Origin of the sequence: Vibrio sp. J1-1 (assembly GCF_021728395.1) — a bacterium.
GTDB lineage: Bacteria > Pseudomonadota > Gammaproteobacteria > Enterobacterales > Vibrionaceae > Vibrio.
Window position 1 is genome coordinate 63,827 of the sequence record NZ_JAKKCM010000006.1, and the last position, 17,928, is coordinate 81,754.

General features: G+C 44.7%; 12 protein-coding genes and 4 tRNA genes. 6 read left to right on the plus strand and 10 right to left on the minus strand.

Annotation, left to right across the window (positions count from 1 at the left end; all coding sequences use genetic code 11):
• Positions 1-69: 69 nt before the first annotated feature.
• The 4 genes from ubiG to yfaE all read left to right on the plus strand — a co-directional run bounded on the left by ubiG (position 70) and on the right by yfaE (position 5,057).
• The gene (gene ubiG / locus L3V31_RS11215; RefSeq protein WP_237316138.1) at positions 70-777 is read left to right on the plus strand and encodes a bifunctional 2-polyprenyl-6-hydroxyphenol methylase/3-demethylubiquinol 3-O-methyltransferase UbiG; all 708 of its coding nucleotides are present in this window, start codon (positions 70-72) and stop codon (positions 775-777) included.
• Positions 778-1,266: 489 nt separating this feature from the next.
• Positions 1,267-3,549, plus strand: a complete 2,283-nt coding sequence (gene nrdA, locus L3V31_RS11220; RefSeq protein ID WP_237316139.1) for a class 1a ribonucleoside-diphosphate reductase subunit alpha — start codon at positions 1,267-1,269, stop codon at positions 3,547-3,549.
• A 93-nt stretch (positions 3,550-3,642) separates the two neighbouring features.
• Positions 3,643-4,776: a class Ia ribonucleoside-diphosphate reductase subunit beta gene (nrdB, locus tag L3V31_RS11225; RefSeq protein ID WP_237316140.1), complete on the plus strand. Its 1,134-nt coding sequence runs from the start codon at positions 3,643-3,645 to the stop codon at positions 4,774-4,776.
• Positions 4,776-5,057, plus strand: a complete 282-nt coding sequence (yfaE, locus tag L3V31_RS11230) for a class I ribonucleotide reductase maintenance protein YfaE (protein WP_237316141.1) — start codon at positions 4,776-4,778, stop codon at positions 5,055-5,057. Before nrdB ends, yfaE begins: the two co-directional genes overlap by 1 nt.
• Positions 5,058-5,140: 83 nt before the next feature.
• Here yfaE and L3V31_RS11235 read toward each other — a convergent pair whose 3' ends face one another.
• Positions 5,141-6,373, minus strand: a complete 1,233-nt coding sequence (locus L3V31_RS11235) for a molybdopterin-binding protein (RefSeq protein ID WP_237316142.1) — start codon at positions 6,371-6,373, stop codon at positions 5,141-5,143.
• A 368-nt stretch (positions 6,374-6,741) separates the two neighbouring features.
• Between L3V31_RS11235 and L3V31_RS11240 the strand changes: the two genes are divergently transcribed.
• A complete protein-coding gene (locus tag L3V31_RS11240; RefSeq protein ID WP_237316335.1) occupies positions 6,742-7,644 on the plus strand; it encodes a DUF3943 domain-containing protein in 903 nt (300 codons plus the stop codon).
• A gap of 211 nt (positions 7,645-7,855) precedes the next feature.
• Positions 7,856-8,368, plus strand: a complete 513-nt coding sequence (locus L3V31_RS11245) for an ACT domain-containing protein (RefSeq protein ID WP_237316143.1) — start codon at positions 7,856-7,858, stop codon at positions 8,366-8,368.
• An 82-nt stretch (positions 8,369-8,450) separates the two neighbouring features.
• Here the strand turns inward: L3V31_RS11245 and nspC are convergent, their stop codons facing one another.
• From nspC to uvrC, 9 genes are all read right to left on the minus strand, one after another.
• Positions 8,451-9,584, minus strand: coding sequence for a carboxynorspermidine decarboxylase (nspC, locus tag L3V31_RS11250; protein ID WP_237316144.1), 1,134 nt, complete (start codon positions 9,582-9,584; stop codon positions 8,451-8,453).
• Between the two features lie 199 nt (positions 9,585-9,783).
• Positions 9,784-11,034 (minus strand): carboxynorspermidine synthase, encoded by a 1,251-nt coding sequence (locus L3V31_RS11255; RefSeq protein ID WP_237316145.1) that lies wholly within the window; start codon positions 11,032-11,034, stop codon positions 9,784-9,786.
• 18 nt (positions 11,035-11,052) lie between these two features.
• The gene (locus tag L3V31_RS11260; protein ID WP_237316146.1) at positions 11,053-13,929 is read right to left on the minus strand and encodes a pyridoxal phosphate-dependent class III aminotransferase; all 2,877 of its coding nucleotides are present in this window, start codon (positions 13,927-13,929) and stop codon (positions 11,053-11,055) included.
• Between the two features lie 724 nt (positions 13,930-14,653).
• A tRNA-Gly gene (locus L3V31_RS11265) sits at positions 14,654-14,729 on the minus strand.
• A 7-nt stretch (positions 14,730-14,736) separates the two neighbouring features.
• Positions 14,737-14,823 (minus strand) — tRNA-Leu (locus L3V31_RS11270).
• A 78-nt stretch (positions 14,824-14,901) separates the two neighbouring features.
• Positions 14,902-14,977 (minus strand) — tRNA-Gly (locus tag L3V31_RS11275).
• A 37-nt stretch (positions 14,978-15,014) separates the two neighbouring features.
• A tRNA-Cys gene (locus L3V31_RS11280) sits at positions 15,015-15,088 on the minus strand.
• Positions 15,089-15,491: 403 nt separating this feature from the next.
• Complete coding sequence (pgsA, locus tag L3V31_RS11285) at positions 15,492-16,049, minus strand: CDP-diacylglycerol--glycerol-3-phosphate 3-phosphatidyltransferase (protein ID WP_237316147.1); 558 nt, start codon at positions 16,047-16,049, stop codon at positions 15,492-15,494.
• A gap of 46 nt (positions 16,050-16,095) precedes the next feature.
• Complete coding sequence (gene uvrC / locus L3V31_RS11290; protein ID WP_237316148.1) at positions 16,096-17,928, minus strand: excinuclease ABC subunit UvrC; 1,833 nt, start codon at positions 17,926-17,928, stop codon at positions 16,096-16,098.

Genomic DNA, 17,928 nt, shown 5'->3' on the forward strand with positions numbered 1-17,928 from the left:
TTTGGGTATAAAACGTTGGAGTATACTGGCGCTCTCTAAAGGACTCAGATTGAATGCAGTACAACCATTATGACTAAAGCACAAAACGTCGACCCTAGTGAAATTAAGAAATTCGAGGACATGGCTTCTCGCTGGTGGGATTTAGAGGGTGAATTCAAACCACTTCACCAAATCAACCCACTTCGTTTGAACTATGTACTCGACAAAGCAGATGGTTTGTTTGGCAAGCGCACACTCGATGTCGGTTGTGGTGGTGGTATTCTTGCAGAGAGCATGGCAAAAGAAGGCGCGATCGTAACTGGGCTAGATATGGGGAAAGAGCCGCTAGAAGTCGCGCGCCTGCATGCTCTGGAGACGGGCACAAAGCTGACCTATATCCAAAGTACTATCGAAGACCATGCAGCAGAAAATGCCGAGACTTACGATGTCGTCACTTGTATGGAAATGCTGGAACATGTACCCGATCCTCTTTCTGTTATTCGTTCTTGCGCGGCACTGGTGAAACCAGGTGGTCATGTGTTCTTTTCAACCTTGAACCGCAATATCAAATCGTACTTGTTTGCCATCGTTGGCGCAGAGAAGTTACTTAAGATTGTTCCGGAAGGCACTCACGACCATGAGAAGTTCATCAAACCAGCAGAAATGATGAAGATGATTGACCAAACCGAACTGACTGAATTAGGTATCACAGGTTTGCATTACAACCCACTTAACGACAGCTATAAGCTCGGTCGTAATGTGGATGTAAACTATATCGTTCATACTAAAAAATACTGAACGCCATAACGCTAAAAAACCTAGCTCTTGTTGACCATTCAGTTAAGAAAACAACCTAAAGCGGTAGCACAAAGTTACCGCTTTTGTGCGTAAGAATTGTGCTGTAGATAGCATTTTGACCAACCTAATTTTCGCAAATAAAAATGTCCAAAGATCAAGAAAAATATTTTTCCGTGCGGTTATTTCTAAACCGATCTCAGAACTGTGTTTTTACCTATTCAAGTCCGCTCTTTTCTCATCGGTTAGTATTCACTTACTGATTTTTTTCATTTGAGTAGTTATCCACAAGTCATCCCAAACATGTACCTTGATCAATCCGAGCAATAGCACTATCTTGTAACCCGCAAACAAATGAACCCCTATATATTGTGTTTAAGCTACAATATATAGATAGACTTTGATCACAAAGCCACCGCAAGACTCGAAAGCTTTGCATATAAATAGACAAAAACACGGCTTTTATCAGTTTTCTTAGGGAAATAAAGCAGAATGAACCAACAACTTACCGTCACCAAGCGTGATGGCCGTAAAGAAATTATCGATCTGGATAAAATCCACCGCGTTATTACTTGGGCTGCAGAAGGTCTGAACAACGTTTCTGTCTCTCAAGTAGAGTTACGAGCTCACATCCAGTTTTATGATGGTATTACAACGTCAGATATACACGAGACTATCATCAAATCTGCGGCCGACCTTATCTCAGAAGAGACACCGGATTACCAGTACTTGGCGGCTCGTCTAGCCGTATTCCATCTACGTAAAAAAGCTTATGGCCAATATGAGCCACCGAAGCTTTACGATCACGTAGCTCGACTCGTTGATATGGGTAAGTACGACGGACACCTGTTAGAAGATTACACAAAAGCAGAGCTAGACGAACTTGATTCGTACATTGACCACAAACGTGACCTGAACTTCTCTTACGCTGCAGTAAAACAGCTGGAAGGTAAGTACTTCGTACAGAACCGTGTATCGGGCCAAATCTACGAAAGTGCCCAGTTCTTATACATTCTTGTGGCTGCGTGTCTGTTCGCTAAGTATCCGAAACAAACACGTCTTGATTACATCAAACGTTTCTACGATGCGACGTCAACATTCAAGATCTCTCTGCCTACGCCGATTATGTCAGGTGTACGTACGCCTACCCGTCAGTTCAGCTCATGTGTACTGATCGAGTGTGGTGACAGCCTAGACTCTATCAACGCAACGGCAAGCTCTATTGTTCGTTACGTTTCTCAACGTGCGGGTATCGGTATCAACGCAGGACGTATCCGTGCTCTGGGTTCTGAGATCCGTGGCGGTGAGGCGTTCCACACGGGCTGTATTCCTTTCTACAAATACTTCCAAACCGCTGTGAAATGTTGTTCACAAGGCGGTGTACGTGGCGGTGCAGCCACTGTGTTCTACCCAATGTGGCATGGTGAAGCACGTTCACTATTGGTTCTTAAGAACAACCGAGGTGTTGAAGAAAACCGTGTTCGTCACATGGACTACGGCGTGCAGCTCAACAAGCTGATGTACCAGCGTCTGGTTGAAGGTGGTAACATCACGCTATTCTCACCATCAGACGTACCAGGTCTATATGACTCATTCTTCGAAAACCAAGAAGAATTCGAGCGTCTGTACGTTAAATACGAGAACGATCCTTCAGTTAAGAAGGAAACCGTGAAAGCGATCGAGATGTTCACTCTGCTAATGCAAGAGCGCGCATCTACAGGTCGTATCTACATCCAGAACGTGGACCACTGTAACACTCACAGCCCATTTGATTCTGAAGTAGCGCCAGTTCGTCAGTCTAACCTGTGTTTGGAAATCGCACTTCCAACCAAACCACTGACCAACGTAGAAGATGATTCAGGTGAGATCGCACTATGTACTCTGTCTGCGTTTAACTTAGGTTCCATTAAGTCTCTGGATGATTTCGAAGAGCTGTCTGATCTGGTTGTGCGTGCTCTTGATGCCCTATTGGATTACCAGGATTACCCGCTTCCGGCGGCATACAAGTCGACAATGAACCGTCGCACTTTGGGTGTAGGTGTCATCAACTTTGCTTACTACCTAGCGAAGAACGGCGTGAAATACTCAGATGGCAGCGCAAACGGCCTGACTCACCGTACGTTTGAAGCGATGCAGTACTACCTATTAAAAGCATCAGTAGCGCTGGCGAAAGAGCAAGGTAAATGTCCTTCGTTCGACGAAACAAACTACGCGAAAGGTCTCCTGCCAATCGATACGTACAAGAAGGATATCGACCTGATTTGTGACGAAGAGCTACACTACGATTGGGATAGCCTGCGTACAGAAATCATGGAACACGGTCTACGTAACTCAACGCTGACTGCGCTGATGCCTTCTGAGACATCTTCTCAGATTTCTAACGCGACAAACGGTATTGAGCCGCCTCGTGGTTTCGTATCTGTAAAAGCGTCGAAAGACGGTATCCTGAAGCAAGTTGTGCCAGAATTTACTGAGCTAAAAGATAACTACGAACTGCTTTGGAACATTGGTTCTAACGATGGTTACCTTCACCTTGTCGGTATCATGCAAAAGTTTGTTGACCAAGCTATCTCTGCGAATACCAACTATGACCCATCACGCTACGAAACTGGTAAGGTTCCTATGAAGAAACTTCTTCAAGACCTACTTACGGCGTACAAGTTTGGTGTGAAGACGCTTTACTACCATAACACTCGTGATGGCGCTAAGGATGAACAGAAAGACGCAGTTCAACCTGAAGAAGAAGATTGTGCAGGCGGCGGTTGTAAGATTTAATCTTTACCACCCACGCAATCCGCAGTAACTGAATTAGTAACAGAATATCGAAAACCTCCCCTACGCGGGAGGTTTAAAAGGAATTGAGGCATTATGGCTTACAGTACTTTTAACCAGAAAAAAAACGACCAACTAAAAGAACCAATGTTCTTGGGTCAATCAGTAAACGTTGCTCGTTATGACCAACAAAAATTCGAAATTTTCGAAAAACTGATCGAAAAGCAGCTTTCTTTCTTCTGGCGTCCAGAAGAAGTTGACGTGTCTAGCGACCGTATCGACTACAACAAGTTGCCAGATCACGAGAAGCATATCTTCATTTCTAACCTGAAGTACCAAACGCTTCTCGATTCAATCCAAGGCCGTAGCCCGAACGTTGCGCTGCTTCCTCTTGTTTCTCTGCCTGAACTAGAAACATGGATTGAGACTTGGTCTTTCTCTGAAACGATTCACTCTCGTTCGTACACGCACATTATTCGTAATATCGTGAACGATCCGGCTGTCGTATTTGATGATATCGTTGAGAACGAACACATCCTAAAGCGTGCAAAAGACATCTCGCACTATTACGACGACCTGATTCAAGCGACCAATGATTACCATCGCTACGGTGAAGGTGAGCATGTCCTTAACGGTGAAACGGTTAAGGTAAGTCTGTACGACCTTAAGAAGAAACTGTACATCTGTCTGATGTCTGTGAACGCTCTAGAAGCGATTCGTTTCTACGTAAGTTTCGCATGTTCATTCGCTTTCGCAGAACGCGAGCTAATGGAAGGTAACGCGAAAATTATCAAACTGATCGCACGTGATGAAGCGCTTCACCTAAACGGCACTCAGCACATGATCAACCTGCTGCGTAACGGTCAGGATGATTTCACTTTCATGCAAATCGCAGAAGAAGCAAAACAAGAGTGTTTTGATCTCTTCAAAAAAGCGGCAGAGCAAGAGAAAGAGTGGGCTGAATATCTGTTTAAAGATGGTTCAATGATCGGTCTGAACAAAGACATTCTGAGCCAGTACGTTGAGTACATCACCAACATCCGTATGCAAGCGGTAGGTCTACCAGTGGCTTACCCTGAAGCAACAAGCAACCCTATTCCATGGATTAATGCTTGGTTGTCTTCTGATAACGTTCAAGTTGCCCCTCAAGAAGCAGAGATTTCATCTTACTTAGTTGGTCAAATTGACAACGAAATAAGCGCGGACGACTTTGAAGGATTTGAGCTGTAATGCCAACAATCAAAATCAACAAACTTATCAGCATTGAATCTAACCCTTCCAATACTATTTTGGAGACGATGGAACAGTCAGGCTTATTACCAGAATATAACTGCCGTGACGGACACTGCGGTGCCTGTCGTTGTAAGTTAGAGTCTGGTGAAGTTGAGTACGTTGGTTTTGCAATGGCTTACACCCAAGGCGAAGAAATTTTGCCTTGTATCTGTAAAGCAAAATCCAATGTTTCACTCAGTGGCGTTAACTACACGATGAAAGAAAAACAACGCGCCTAACGACAACTGAGAAGCATCGAACATAAAAAAGCCAAGGCAACCACCTTGGCTTTTGTTTATTTAAATATCGGCGTACTGGCTCTCTAAATTACACTGGCTGGAATGTGCATCTCTTTTACTTTCTCTAAGAACGCATAGTGGGCAAACATCGGCTTACCTTCCAGATAACGGCGCAGTAGATCGAGCGCGGCAGTACTGATGACTTTTACTTTATCATCACGCTGATATTTTCTGGACAGCTTATAGACAACTCCCCATTCACCTTCAGCTGTCGACAGCGCGACAGAGAACACATCATCATCGGCTTTGCCTGTGACTAACGACAAATCCGTTTGACACTTTTCGCGAGTGACACCCGACAGTGCAAATGTTGCAGCTAGTGGGTCACCTTCGTCTTTGATACCTTGATTGCTACCCGATAAAACCCAGCTGTGGCCAAGCTGCTTTTCTGCGTTTTCATCACTGTTTAGCCAGTAACTCAAATACCCTGCACTGCTATTTTCAGAGACTGAAAGCGTTAACGCTTTTTCCTCTAACAGTTGGCCCACATGCTCTATCATAGGCAGGTCAATACTGACGGTATTGGTTTCCAGGTGTTGATTAACTAGCTGCAATAACTTCAATCGCTGCTCTAACTGATCGGTCGGCCCAAACAGTTTTACTTCAATGAAAGGTAAATAAGAACGATAACCAAGCTCATACCCTTGGGGTAACTTTATCGGATCCAACTTATCTGAGATGCCCGACTCTGACAGACCGAAAGTATAAATACGACTACATGAAGAGCCTTTTACATCCGGGAAGGAGCGCTTCAGATCTGGGAGAATCTGCGTTTCTGCCATCAGTTTAAATTCGCTGGGTACGCCAGGCGTAAAATAGAAAACTGCATCGTTAATCAGCATCTTAAAACCACAGGCAGTACCAATTGGGTTGTCGAGTATTTGAGCCGTTTCAGGTAGCATAGCTTGTTTTAAATTACTATCTGGCATCGGTTTGCCACGTCGTGCATACATGCTCTCTAGCTGTTCGAGCCATTCCTTAAACAGCACCAACTTACAATCAGCCGCTTTTGCTGCTGCCGAGGCACTCAAGTCATCGGTCGTTGGACCTAAACCACCATTAACGATAACAACGTCATTGTTGAAACTCAGCATTAAAAACTCTTCAATCAAGATCGATTGCTTATCACCAACTGTAGAGCGTTTAGTTAAGCCAAATCCTTGCTGATAAAACAAACTAGACATCCAAGCCGCATTTGTATCAACTATATCCCCATGAAGGACTTCTTCACCGGTACTAAGCATTGCAATTTTCACAACTGACTCCTCAGCATGAGTACCATTTTAATTTTGTATGCTGTACTCATATCATGTTCTATTTATTGAATTAGTTTTAAGTGCACTGGTGTTAACTATACACAAATCCGCTTGAAATGCATGGTTCAAACCGGGCAACCGGAGCAAAAGAAACCACAACGACAGAGCTTGAGGGTTGCGAAAATGTGCACAAGTTGCAGCTCGAACCGCTTAGATACTGCAAACCAATCATGTCACGTACAAGCTCGAGTAATGAAATCATTTTGATATAAATTAAGCACAAGTATTTCAATGGATTTTTTTTTAATGGATAATTTGAATCAGATCATCAAATTAATTACTCGGAGACCTTTGTGTCAAAATTATCCATATTCAAGAAGACGCTAGCAGGGCTCGGCTTTGTAACAACAAGCATTGCAAACGCAAGCCAATACGATATGGCCAGGCATTCTGAGTTTTCCTACGCGCCTGATTGCCTTTCTGGATACTGCGCAGTGACCAATCTATATACCTATGGAAATCAAAACCGTAGTCTTGCTTTTGAACAGAATAATGATGACGCTTTAAACCTTAATGCAGGTCTTCAACCTAAACACCTTATCGTTCCTCAAGATAAGGATTGGGATTACCTAATGGGTCAAACGTATACCATTCTTGGCTTGAGTGTGGCGACCGTCGGTTTGATGACCTTCCTTCCTGAAAGTATCACAAAGTGGGATGAAGAAGACCGTGATATGAGTAAGCTGGGTCAAAAGTGGAAAGATAATGTCTCTGATGGCCCGGTTTGGGACCGAGATGAACACGCCCTCAACTATATTATGCACCCCTATTTTGGTGGTGTTTACTATACCGCGGCTCGCCATTCTGGTTATAACGAGTTTGAATCGTTCTTGTACTCCGCGACGATGTCCGCATTATTCTGGGAGTATGGTGTAGAAGCCTTCGCTGAAGTTCCTTCATGGCAGGATCTTTTCATTACGCCATTCTTTGGTGCCGTTATTGGTGAGATGATGGTCACTGCGGAGCAAGACATACTCGCAAATGGTGGCGAAGTATTAGGCTCGGAAACCGTGGGTGATATATCACTTTTCTTCCTAAACCCAGTCGGTCATGTCCACTACTGGGTCACCGACGCATGGGGTGGCAGTGCCGAACTTCAATTTAGTTCATCCCCTTGGTTTGGTAATCAGGATGTGGCTAATTTTGCGATGAACGCAGGTGCCAGTTACGACAGCCAGTTCTATGGCATCGAATTAGAAGTGACGTTCTAGACTAACGTTAACGTAAGTAGCAGCCAGAAGGCTGCTTTTTTGTGGTTCAAACACAGTTTTAAATATTCGCGTCCAGAATTAGCCCAAAAAATTGACCTTCATCAAACATATACCCCACCTAACATCTACACTGAATAAAAGGATTTATTCCAATAACTTAAGCGCTACGTTGGGCCGTGCCGCGTCCAAACCTTTTCCAGGAGGGGACCATATGAACACTGTGTTTATCGTTAATTTTGCTGGTCAAGCATCACCTGCGACCATCAAGGAACTTGCTGCTATCACCCATGAAAATGGCGGTAAATGGTTAATCAGTAAAGTTAACTTTATTGAAGACCAAGTGGCGGGAGTGATTAAAATTGAATTACCTAAAGAAAAAGCCGATATCGTTAAAGACGCATTTTCCGCATGTCAGACGCTAGTGGTTAAATTCGTCGATTCAGAGCCTTATTCACATAGCGCGGATACTATATTTGAGCTCAGGCTCGACGCCAATGACAGAGCGGGCATCGTAAATGAGATAACCCACTTACTCGATGATCAGGGTATTTCAATTTTAGATATGGATTGCCAACGCGTCTTTATCGCAGGAGGTGGCGGCGTGAGTTCAAGCCTGTTTAGTGCAAAAATCGCCATTAAGCTTCCAAGCGAAATGGAAATCGAAGATGTAGCGAATGAGCTAGAGGCATTGAGTGAAGATACTCGAGTTATCATAGAAGACTAGGAGCCTACTCTCCGTCATCCATAAAAAAAGAGCAGCCTAAGCTGCTCTTTTGTCATTGATATAGTGCAGAAAGCTAGAACACTTATTTCACTGACCATTGAGATAGTGAACGTTTAAAATCTGAATAATCAAATTCGTTCAGCTTTTGAATCTCGCCGTTTGAGCGCTCACAGTAAACCGAAGGCATACGCAAACCGTTAAACCAGTTTAGTTTCACCATGGTGTAGCCAGCGCTATCTAGAATGTGCAGACGTTGGCCAATTTCTAACGGCTGTTCAAAATTTGCTACACAGAACTGGTCACCAGCAAGACAAGAGCATGAGCCAATCACGTATTCGTGCTCGCCGTTCTCAGATGCTTCTAGAATCGATGCTGGCTCATTGTAAATCAGCGTATCTAAACGGTGTGCTTCAGTTGCTGAGTCCACAATTGCCGTTTTCTTTACGTTTTCAACGATATCTACCACCGTTACTACGAGATCCGTTGTCTTAGTAATGATCGCTTCACCAGGCTCTAAGTACATTTGTACGCCATGTTTCTCAGAGAACGCTTTCAGCGCAAGACCAAGCTTTTCAATATCGTAACCTGGCCACGTGAAGAATACACCGCCGCCCATGCTTACCCAATCCAGCTTGTTTAGGTATTCGCCAAACTGTTCTGAAATCGCATCCAGTAAGCCAATGAACGCATCTACGTCTTTGTTCTCACAGTTCATGTGGAACATCACGCCGTCAATACCTTCGAAGACTTCTGGCTTGATGTGATCCGCTTGTACACCAAGGCGAGAAAACTGACGTGCAGGGTTTGCTAAGTCTTGACCTGCATAGCTTACGCCCGGGTTCAAACGCAGACCAATTGACGCTTTACCTTCAATGATATGACGGTAAGCAGCAAGCTGAGATTGTGAGTTAAAGATCATCTTGTCACAGATGTCAGCGACTTCACGTACGTCATCTTCACTGTAACCCACACTGTAAGCGTGTGTTTCACCGCCAAACGTTTCATGGCCAAGCTTTACTTCAAACGGGCCAGAACTTGTTGTGCCGTCTAAGTAAGGTTTGATGATGTCGAATACACCCCAAGTTGAGAAACACTTCAGTGCAAGAACCAGCTTCACACCAGAGATCTCTTTCAGCTGCTTGGCTTTCTCTAGATTCTCAATCAACTTGTCTTCATTGATCATGAAGTACGGAGTTTTTAGTTCGTTGTGTTGCATTGTAATACCTTAAGCTCCCTCGCCTAAACGAAGGCACTATAAAATCGAACAAAGCCGACGCAGAAGCACCGGCTTAGATTTTAATGATTTAACTTTGTTGGTAATTCGCCGAAATTTGTCTCTGTAGCAAGGAGAACGCGTGGAGTTTACGAACGTAAATGAGCACGTTCGACAACGCTACAGAAGCAAATAGCTAGAATTACTTCAAAGTGTGGATAACTGGTAGGCCTTGACCTACTTCCAGCTCCTGAACATGCCAGTCCAGACCGATAGAAGGCATCGTTTCTAGGAACGGATCTGGGTCTAGCTGTTCCATATTGAATACACCTTTATCCGCCCACTCGCCACGGAAGAATTGCAGTGCCGCTGTGATCGCTGGTACACCTGTGGTGTAAGAGATCGCTTGGTGCTCTACGTCTTCGTATGCCACTTCGTGGTCAGCGTTGTTGTAGATGAATACACTACGCTCTTTACCATCTTTCTTGCCTTGTACCCAAGTACCGATACATGTTAGACCAGTGTAGCCTGGTGCAAGAGAAGTTGGATCTGGTAGTAGTGCTTTCAGTACGTGCAGAGGCTGTACTACGGTGCCATCGTGCAGCGTTAGTGGATCTGGGCTCAATAGGCCGATATCACGCATTACATTGAAGTAGTTTAGGTAACGGTCACCGAAACCCATCCAGAACTCAATGCGTTTTGCAGGGATGAACTCTTTCATTGAACGAACTTCATCGTGCGCCATTGAGTACACTTTGTGTGAACCACAGTTAGGGAAATCAAACTCAAGCATACGTGAGTGACAAGGCACTTGTTTCCACTCGCCGTTCTCCCAGTAGAAAGAGTCACCTTGGATCTCTAACATGTTGGTTTCTGGATCGAAGTTTGTCGCAAATTTCTTGCCGTGGTCACCAGCGTTCACGTCCATTACGTCGATAGTATCGATTTCATCGAAGAGGTGCTTCACAGCGTATGCTGCGAATACTGATACTACGCCTGGATCGAAACCTGCACCCAGGATACCTGTGATGCCCGCTTCTGCGAACTTCTCACGGTAACCCCACTGCCAATCATAAGCCTGAGGCACTTGCTGACCTTCAGAACACAGGTCAACCGCTACTGATGTATCTAGATATGACACTTTTGCTTGGTAACACGCTTCCATGATAGGCATATTTACCCACGGAGGACCTGCGTTGATCACGAGATCAGGCTTCACTTCTTTAATCAGAGCAACAAGAGAATCTACGTCGTCAGCATTAACAGCTCTAGCTTCTAATTTCTTAGTTGAATCTTTCAGGTTGTTTTTCTTCTGAATCGATTCGATGATTTTCTCACACTTACCTACGGTACGTGATGCGATTGTGATATCACCCAGAACGTCATTGTTTTGTGCTGCTTTGTGTGCAACTACCCAGCCAACGCCGCCTGCACCAATCTGTAGAATTGCCATAGTTTTCCGTTACCTTTGTTAAACTAGCTCAACGGCTAGCATATGGATTTTTGAGAGCAAAGATTCAAAGTCCGCCGTCGTTAGACACGGGTTCAAAATCGTAAATTTAAGTGCGGTTTTACCGTCAACAATGGTTTCACCCAGAACTGCGGTTCCGCGAGTCAGCGCTTCTAAACGCAACGCTTTATTCAATTCATCAAGGTCTGCTGATTCATGTGTCGCACGGAACAGTACTGTAGACAGTGATGGTTCCGATAACAACTCAAAATGCTCGTTGTCACGGATCATATCTGCAACTTCCAGCGTCTGTTCAAGCAGATGGTCGTACATGTCACCTAAGGCTTTTGGCCCTACACTTTGCATTGTCATAAACACTTTTAATGCATCGAAGCGTTTCGTTGTTGCAATAGACTTATCCACCAAGTTTGGCAGCTCGTCGTGCTCACGGTTCAAGTAGTCTGCATGATGAAGCAGGAACTTGAAGTTTGACTTATCGTTAACAAGAAGCGCACCACAACTGATTGTTTGGTAGAACAACTTGTGGAAGTCAACACTGATAGACTGAGCACGCTCAACACCTTTTAGGCGAGCTTTTTGACTGCTAAGAATCAAAGCACCACCGTATGCGCCGTCAACATGCATCCACAGCTCATGTTTTTCAGCCATGTCTGCAATGAAGTCTAGATCATCAATCGCGCCGTGATCGGTTGTACCAGCCGTACCAACAATCGCAAATGGGATTAAACCTTCCGCTTTTGCCTGAGTAAGCACATCATCCAGCTTATTCACATCCAACGTGCCGTCTGGATTCGCATCAACAGTCATGACTGCTTTTTCGCCCAGTCCCATCCATGACGCTGATTTTTGAACCGTGAAGTGCGATTTCTTCGAACACACAATTCTCAGTTTGTCGGCGTACTCTGGAAGACCTAGCTTCTGAATAGAGTGACCACTTAGCTTGTCTGCGATCCAATCTCGCGCCAACATCAAGCCCATTTGGTTGCTTTGTGTACCACCGCTAGTGAAAATACCGTCAGCTTGCTCGCCGAGCTCGTATTTATCGCAAAGCCAGTTCACCACTTTTTGCTCAACGTAAGTCGCAGAAGATGCTTGATCCCAAGAATCCATAGACTGGTTCAGAGCCGCAATCATCGCTTCTGCAGCAATCGCAGGCATCAATGGTGGTGTGTGTAAATGCGCAATACAATCAGGGTGCTGTGTAAAGATCGCATTCTTTGCAACAAGCTCTGCAGCGTCGTCAATCACTGATTTAAGTGGCGCATTTTTGTTGTCTAAGTCAACAGCATTGATCGCTTCTTCTAACGCTTTAGGGTCCATACCTGAATATGGCGCACTTACTTGTTCGAATACAGACTTCATAGCGGCAGTCGTGTGGTTCATCACTGATGCAAACTCTGCACTACCTAATTCACCAGTGTGAATGAAGTGTTTTTTCCACTCTTCTTGTGGATCAGCTTCCACATGGCTACCGCCAGCAGTAATGATTGCTTCTTCAAGAACACGTAAAGCAAAATCGATTTGCTCAAACGAAATGATCAGTGGTGGAAGAAAACGAATCACTGAGCCATCACGGCCACCCTTCTCTACCATCAAGCCACGCTCTAGCGCCGCACGTTGAATCGCAAGCGTCAACTGACCATCAGCCACAGGCTCACCGAACTTGTTCAATTCGCCATTAGGGTTCTTGATTTCAACACCTAGCATCAAACCTTTACCGCGAACTTCTGCAATACAGTTCACACGTTTCTGGATACCTTCCAAACCAAAACGAAGGTACTGGCCGGCAATGTTTGCGTGCTCAACAAGGTTGTCACGTTGAATAATTTCTAGTGCTTTAGCACCGCTAACCATTGCAAGCTGGTTACCACGGAAAGTACCAGTGTGCTCACCCGGCTTCCAAGTATCGTGCTGCTTGTTGATAACAAGAAGCGACATAGGCATACCGCCACCGATCGCTTTAGACAAACACAATACGTCTGGAACGATCCCTGCTTCTTCGAAAGCAAAGTTGTAGCCAGTTTTACCAACACCACATTGAATTTCGTCGAAGATCAGCAGGATGCCATGTTCGTCACAGATACGACGAAGTTCACGTAACCAGAATGCAGGCGCAGGCACTACGCCACCTTCACCTTGTACAGGCTCAACGATGATCGCAGCAGGCTTCATAATGCCAGCTTCATCGTCGTTTAACAGACGTTCGATATAGCGAATACTCGCTTTTGCACCTTCATCACCACCTAGGCCAAATGGGCAGCGAAGGTTGTATGGGAAAGGCATAAAATGCACATCTGACATAAGACCTGTGCGACGAGCCTTAGTACCTAAGTTACCCATCATGCCCATCGTACCGTTAGTCATACCATGGTAAGCACCACGGAATGCGAACATCGTGTTACGGCCAGTCGTCTGTTTCGCCAGTTTAATAGCCGCTTCTACCGCGTCAGCACCAGAAGGCCCACAAAACTGAATCACACAGTTGTCACTCAGTTCTTGAGGAAGAAAAGACTTCACAGACTGAATAAAATGAGTTTTTGCAGAGGTAGCAATATCAAGCGTCTGATAAGGCAAGCCAGAATCTAGCTGATCTTTCAATGCTTGATTGATTTCTGGGTGGTTATAACCCAGCGCCAACGTACCTGCACCCGCAAGGCAATCCAAAAAGATTTGACCTCGAGTATCTTCCACTAAACAGCCATAAGCCTGTTTAATAGCAATCGGCAAGCGACGAGGATATGAACGAACTGCAGATTCGTGTTCAGCCTGATCAAGCAACACTTGATCTGGTGTTAAGTCGTACGTTCCCTCAACAACTGGAACCTGTGATGAAAAAATGTTTGCGATATTGTTATCGACTTCAAAGGCGGTGGTCATACTAGGTAATCCCTTGAAATATATTAGTTCTTCACCCTGTATTAATTGTCATTAGAAAAAGTTACAGGAGAAATAAGTAAACCTCCGGATTTGTCATCGCTTAGATGACAAACACAGATAATCATGTCACGACAATCGTGACTTCTATATGCGCTGGGACGTAATCAAGGTTCCGTAATACACCCGTTTTGCAAAACAGGGCATTTCGGCAGTATGAAGCTGATTAGTGTGTGTTTATTCAAAGGTTTCAATGTTGGGTTTCCCATTAATATGCTGCACTTACAGCATTAGTATCCCGTCTATCAACAAAAGGCTTTGCCGATACCTACCCTACGTAGTGTCACAATCAGCTTGAATGGTCACTACGCGTATCCCCCAGAGAATCAAGGCGTAAATTACGCTCCGAGATTGCGCGCGAATTTATCACAAAATAAAATCTTATGGCAATGATTTTTCATCATTGATTTGTTGATCTCGGACGCAAATGTATTTTGCCAATGGCGGCAACACTTGTAACCTTTATTTATATAAGGTAGTCACGAGGTATAACAGATGCACGTAACAAGCTGAAAACGTGCATAAATTAGGCTGGAAATAACAACACTGAGCTATGTAAGCAGAAATACGGTTGGGACGTGAGATAGGTAAAGGCTTCTAGAAACTGCCATTTCGGCTAGAGAGAAAACGAAAAAGCCCAGCATGAAAATGCTGGGCTTTCGAATTTTGGAGCGACACACGAGGTTCGAACTCGTGACCTCAACCTTGGCAAGGTTGCGCTCTACCAACTGAGCTAGTGTCGCATTGAGATGGTGCCCCGGGCCGGACTTGAACCGGCACAGCGCGAACGCCGAGGGATTTTAAATCCCTTGTGTCTACCAATTCCACCACCAGGGCACACAAATATACTTTGTGATGCCTCTACAGAAACGTAAAACACCATCTGATACCGCTTAACGCCATATCTTTAAATTTTGGAGCGACACACGAGGTTCGAACTCGTGACCTCAACCTTGGCAAGGTTGCGCTCTACCAACTGAGCTAGTGTCGCACTTATTCTCGAAAGCCATTTACTCTCGAAATAATAATGGAGGCGCCTCCCGGAGTCGAACCGAGGTCCACGGATTTGCAATCCGCTGCATAGCCACTCTGCCAAGGCGCCTCATTGCAAGAAAATAACCTTTTCTTACCACCCTTTTGAGCTGCGCTCTCTTGGGTACGGGATGCATTCTACGGATTCGAGCATTCTAGTCAACACTATTTTTATTTTTTTAAATCGTTTGACTAGAATTTGTGCGAAACACGGTAGATTGCTTAGTTTTAATACAAAAACTTGCTCAAATACACTTGTTTATCGTGAAATTTTGACTACTTCCCTACCATAGAAACCGGAGACCCAGCCCACATCAACCTTTCATAATCAGGTCATTCTTTGTATCGGATAAGCAACACAAAGAAAAACAGGATCTAAATCACATTTATTTTTTGTGCCACAATAGCTGTTGCTAGGTGAAGGGCACAAAAAAGCAGGCCATAATCGCCTGCTTAGTAAAAATACTTAATTGTTAGTGATGCTTCTCATCGAGCAAATCGTCTTTGGCTGCAGCAAGATATTGGATCATTGACCAATATGTGAGGACAGTAGCGATGTAGAGCGCAGCAAAGCCAACCCAAACCATCCATTCGTCATAACGCCATATCAACACCCATAACGCGAACATCTGTGCGACGGTCTTTACTTTACCTACCCACGAGACGGCAACACTAGCGCGTTTACCGATTTCAGCCATCCACTCTCTTAAAGCGGAAATGATAATTTCTCGGGCTATCATGGTAACCGCGGGAATCGTAACCCAAATAGAATGGTAATATTCGGTAATTAAAATCAGTGCAGTCGCAACCAATACTTTATCAGCCACAGGATCGATAAACGCACCAAACCGAGAAGTTTGGCCTAGTTTACGAGCTAGCATACCGTCTAGCCAGTCGGTAAAGCCCGCGATCCAAAACACCATTGCTGCCGCAAACGGTGCCCATGAATAAGGCAGATAAAAAACAACCACAAAAACTGGAATTAAGAACAGTCTAAGAAGAGACAGAATGTTCGGGATATTCAATCGCATTTTATTATTCTCTTACACATTGCGTGCTAATGTTGCGGGATTTTCCTTATTGTTTCAATGCTTGGAAAATAATTTCTGCTAAAGAGTGACTAATCCCCGGTACTTTGGCGATTTCTTCGACACTTGCACGTTTAAGTTCCTGTAATCCGCCCATGTATTTTAACAAAGCTTGACGTCGCTTCGGTCCAACACCTTCGATCCCTTCTAAAGCACTCGTGCGTCGTGTTTTACCGCGTTTAGCCCGATGTCCTGCAATCGCATGATTATGGCTTTCGTCCCGAATATGCTGAATAAGATGAAGCGCTGGTGCATCACTTGGCAGATTAAACTCATGTCCATCTACTGTTATTAACGTTTCAAGCCCTGGCTTACGCGTTACCCCTTTCGCAATACCAATCAAAACTGGTCGTTTTGGCCAATCGCCCCAATGTTGTGAAATGATTTCATGAGCACGATTTAGCTGACCTTTACCACCATCGATGAAAATGATGTCTGGGATTTTCTCCACATCCAGTTGCTTTGAGTATCGGCGATCCAGTACCTGTCCCATCGCGGCATAATCATCACCACCGGTAATCCCCGAGATGTTGTAACGGCGATATTCTTGTTTAACCGGTCCTTCATTATTGAAGACCACACACGATGCAATCGTGCTCTCTCCCATCGTATGGGAGATATCAAAACACTCCATGCGCGCTATCGACTCCATACTCAATGTTTCACGTAGGGCATGAAAGCGCTGGTTGATAGTCATCTTATGATTAATTTTAGTGGTAATTGCCGTCAGTGCATTGGTGTTCGACAGTTTGAGGTAGCGTCCTCTGACACCAGTGGGTGATGTATGAAAACGAACCTTACGTCCCGCAACTTCGGTGAGAGCTTTTTGAATCGGTCCAATATCCTCTGCCAGCTCCTGGTTGAGAATAATCCGGGCGGGAATGGTACGCGCTTCATTGTGGCTCAAATAATACTGAGTTAAGAAGCTATCAAACACTTCTTGCTGGCTAGTATTTTGCGGAATTTTAGGGAAGTGACTTCGACTGCCCAAAACCTTACCCTGACGAATCATCAGGATATGGATACACGCTATTCCGCTTTCTTGCGCAAACCCAAGCACATCCATATCGTCCATACTGTCTTCGGAAACGTACTGTTGTTCCTGAACTCGGCGTATTGCCTGAATCTGATCGCGAAACTTTGCCGCATCTTCAAAGCGTAGCTGATGGCTAGCATGCTCCATTTTGTCAATCAGCATCTTCAGTACTTGCTGGTCTTTACCTTGTAAAAACAAGCGAACAAAACCCACCAGCTCAGCATATTCTTCGTCTGAGATGATAGAGCTGACACACGGCCCTGCACAACGCCCAATTTGATACATCAAACATGGACGAGTACGGTTCGAATAGACGGTATCTTCGCATTGGCGAACAGGAAATATCTTTTGCAGTAGATGTAAAGTTTCTCGCACTGCACCGGAATCCGGATAAGGCCCAAAGTACTCACCTTTGCGCTTTTTAGCCCCTCGATGCATCGATAATCTTGGGTGTTTGTGCCCGCTGATAAAGATATACGGATAAGACTTATCGTCACGCAGAAGTACGTTGTATTTCGGTAAGTATTGCTTGATGTAATTGTGCTCAAGGATCAGCGCTTCGGTCTCGGTATGAGTGACCGTAACGTCGATTTTGGCAATATTGCGGACGAGTGCGCGAGTTTTTTCACTATCGACTTTTTTACGAAAGTAACTCGAAAGGCGCTTCTGGAGGTCTTTGGCTTTTCCGACATAAATAACAACAGCCTCGGCGTTGTACATTCTGTACACGCCGGGCTGATGAGTTACTGTCTTGAGAAAGGAAGCCGAATCAAAAGGAGGATTCAC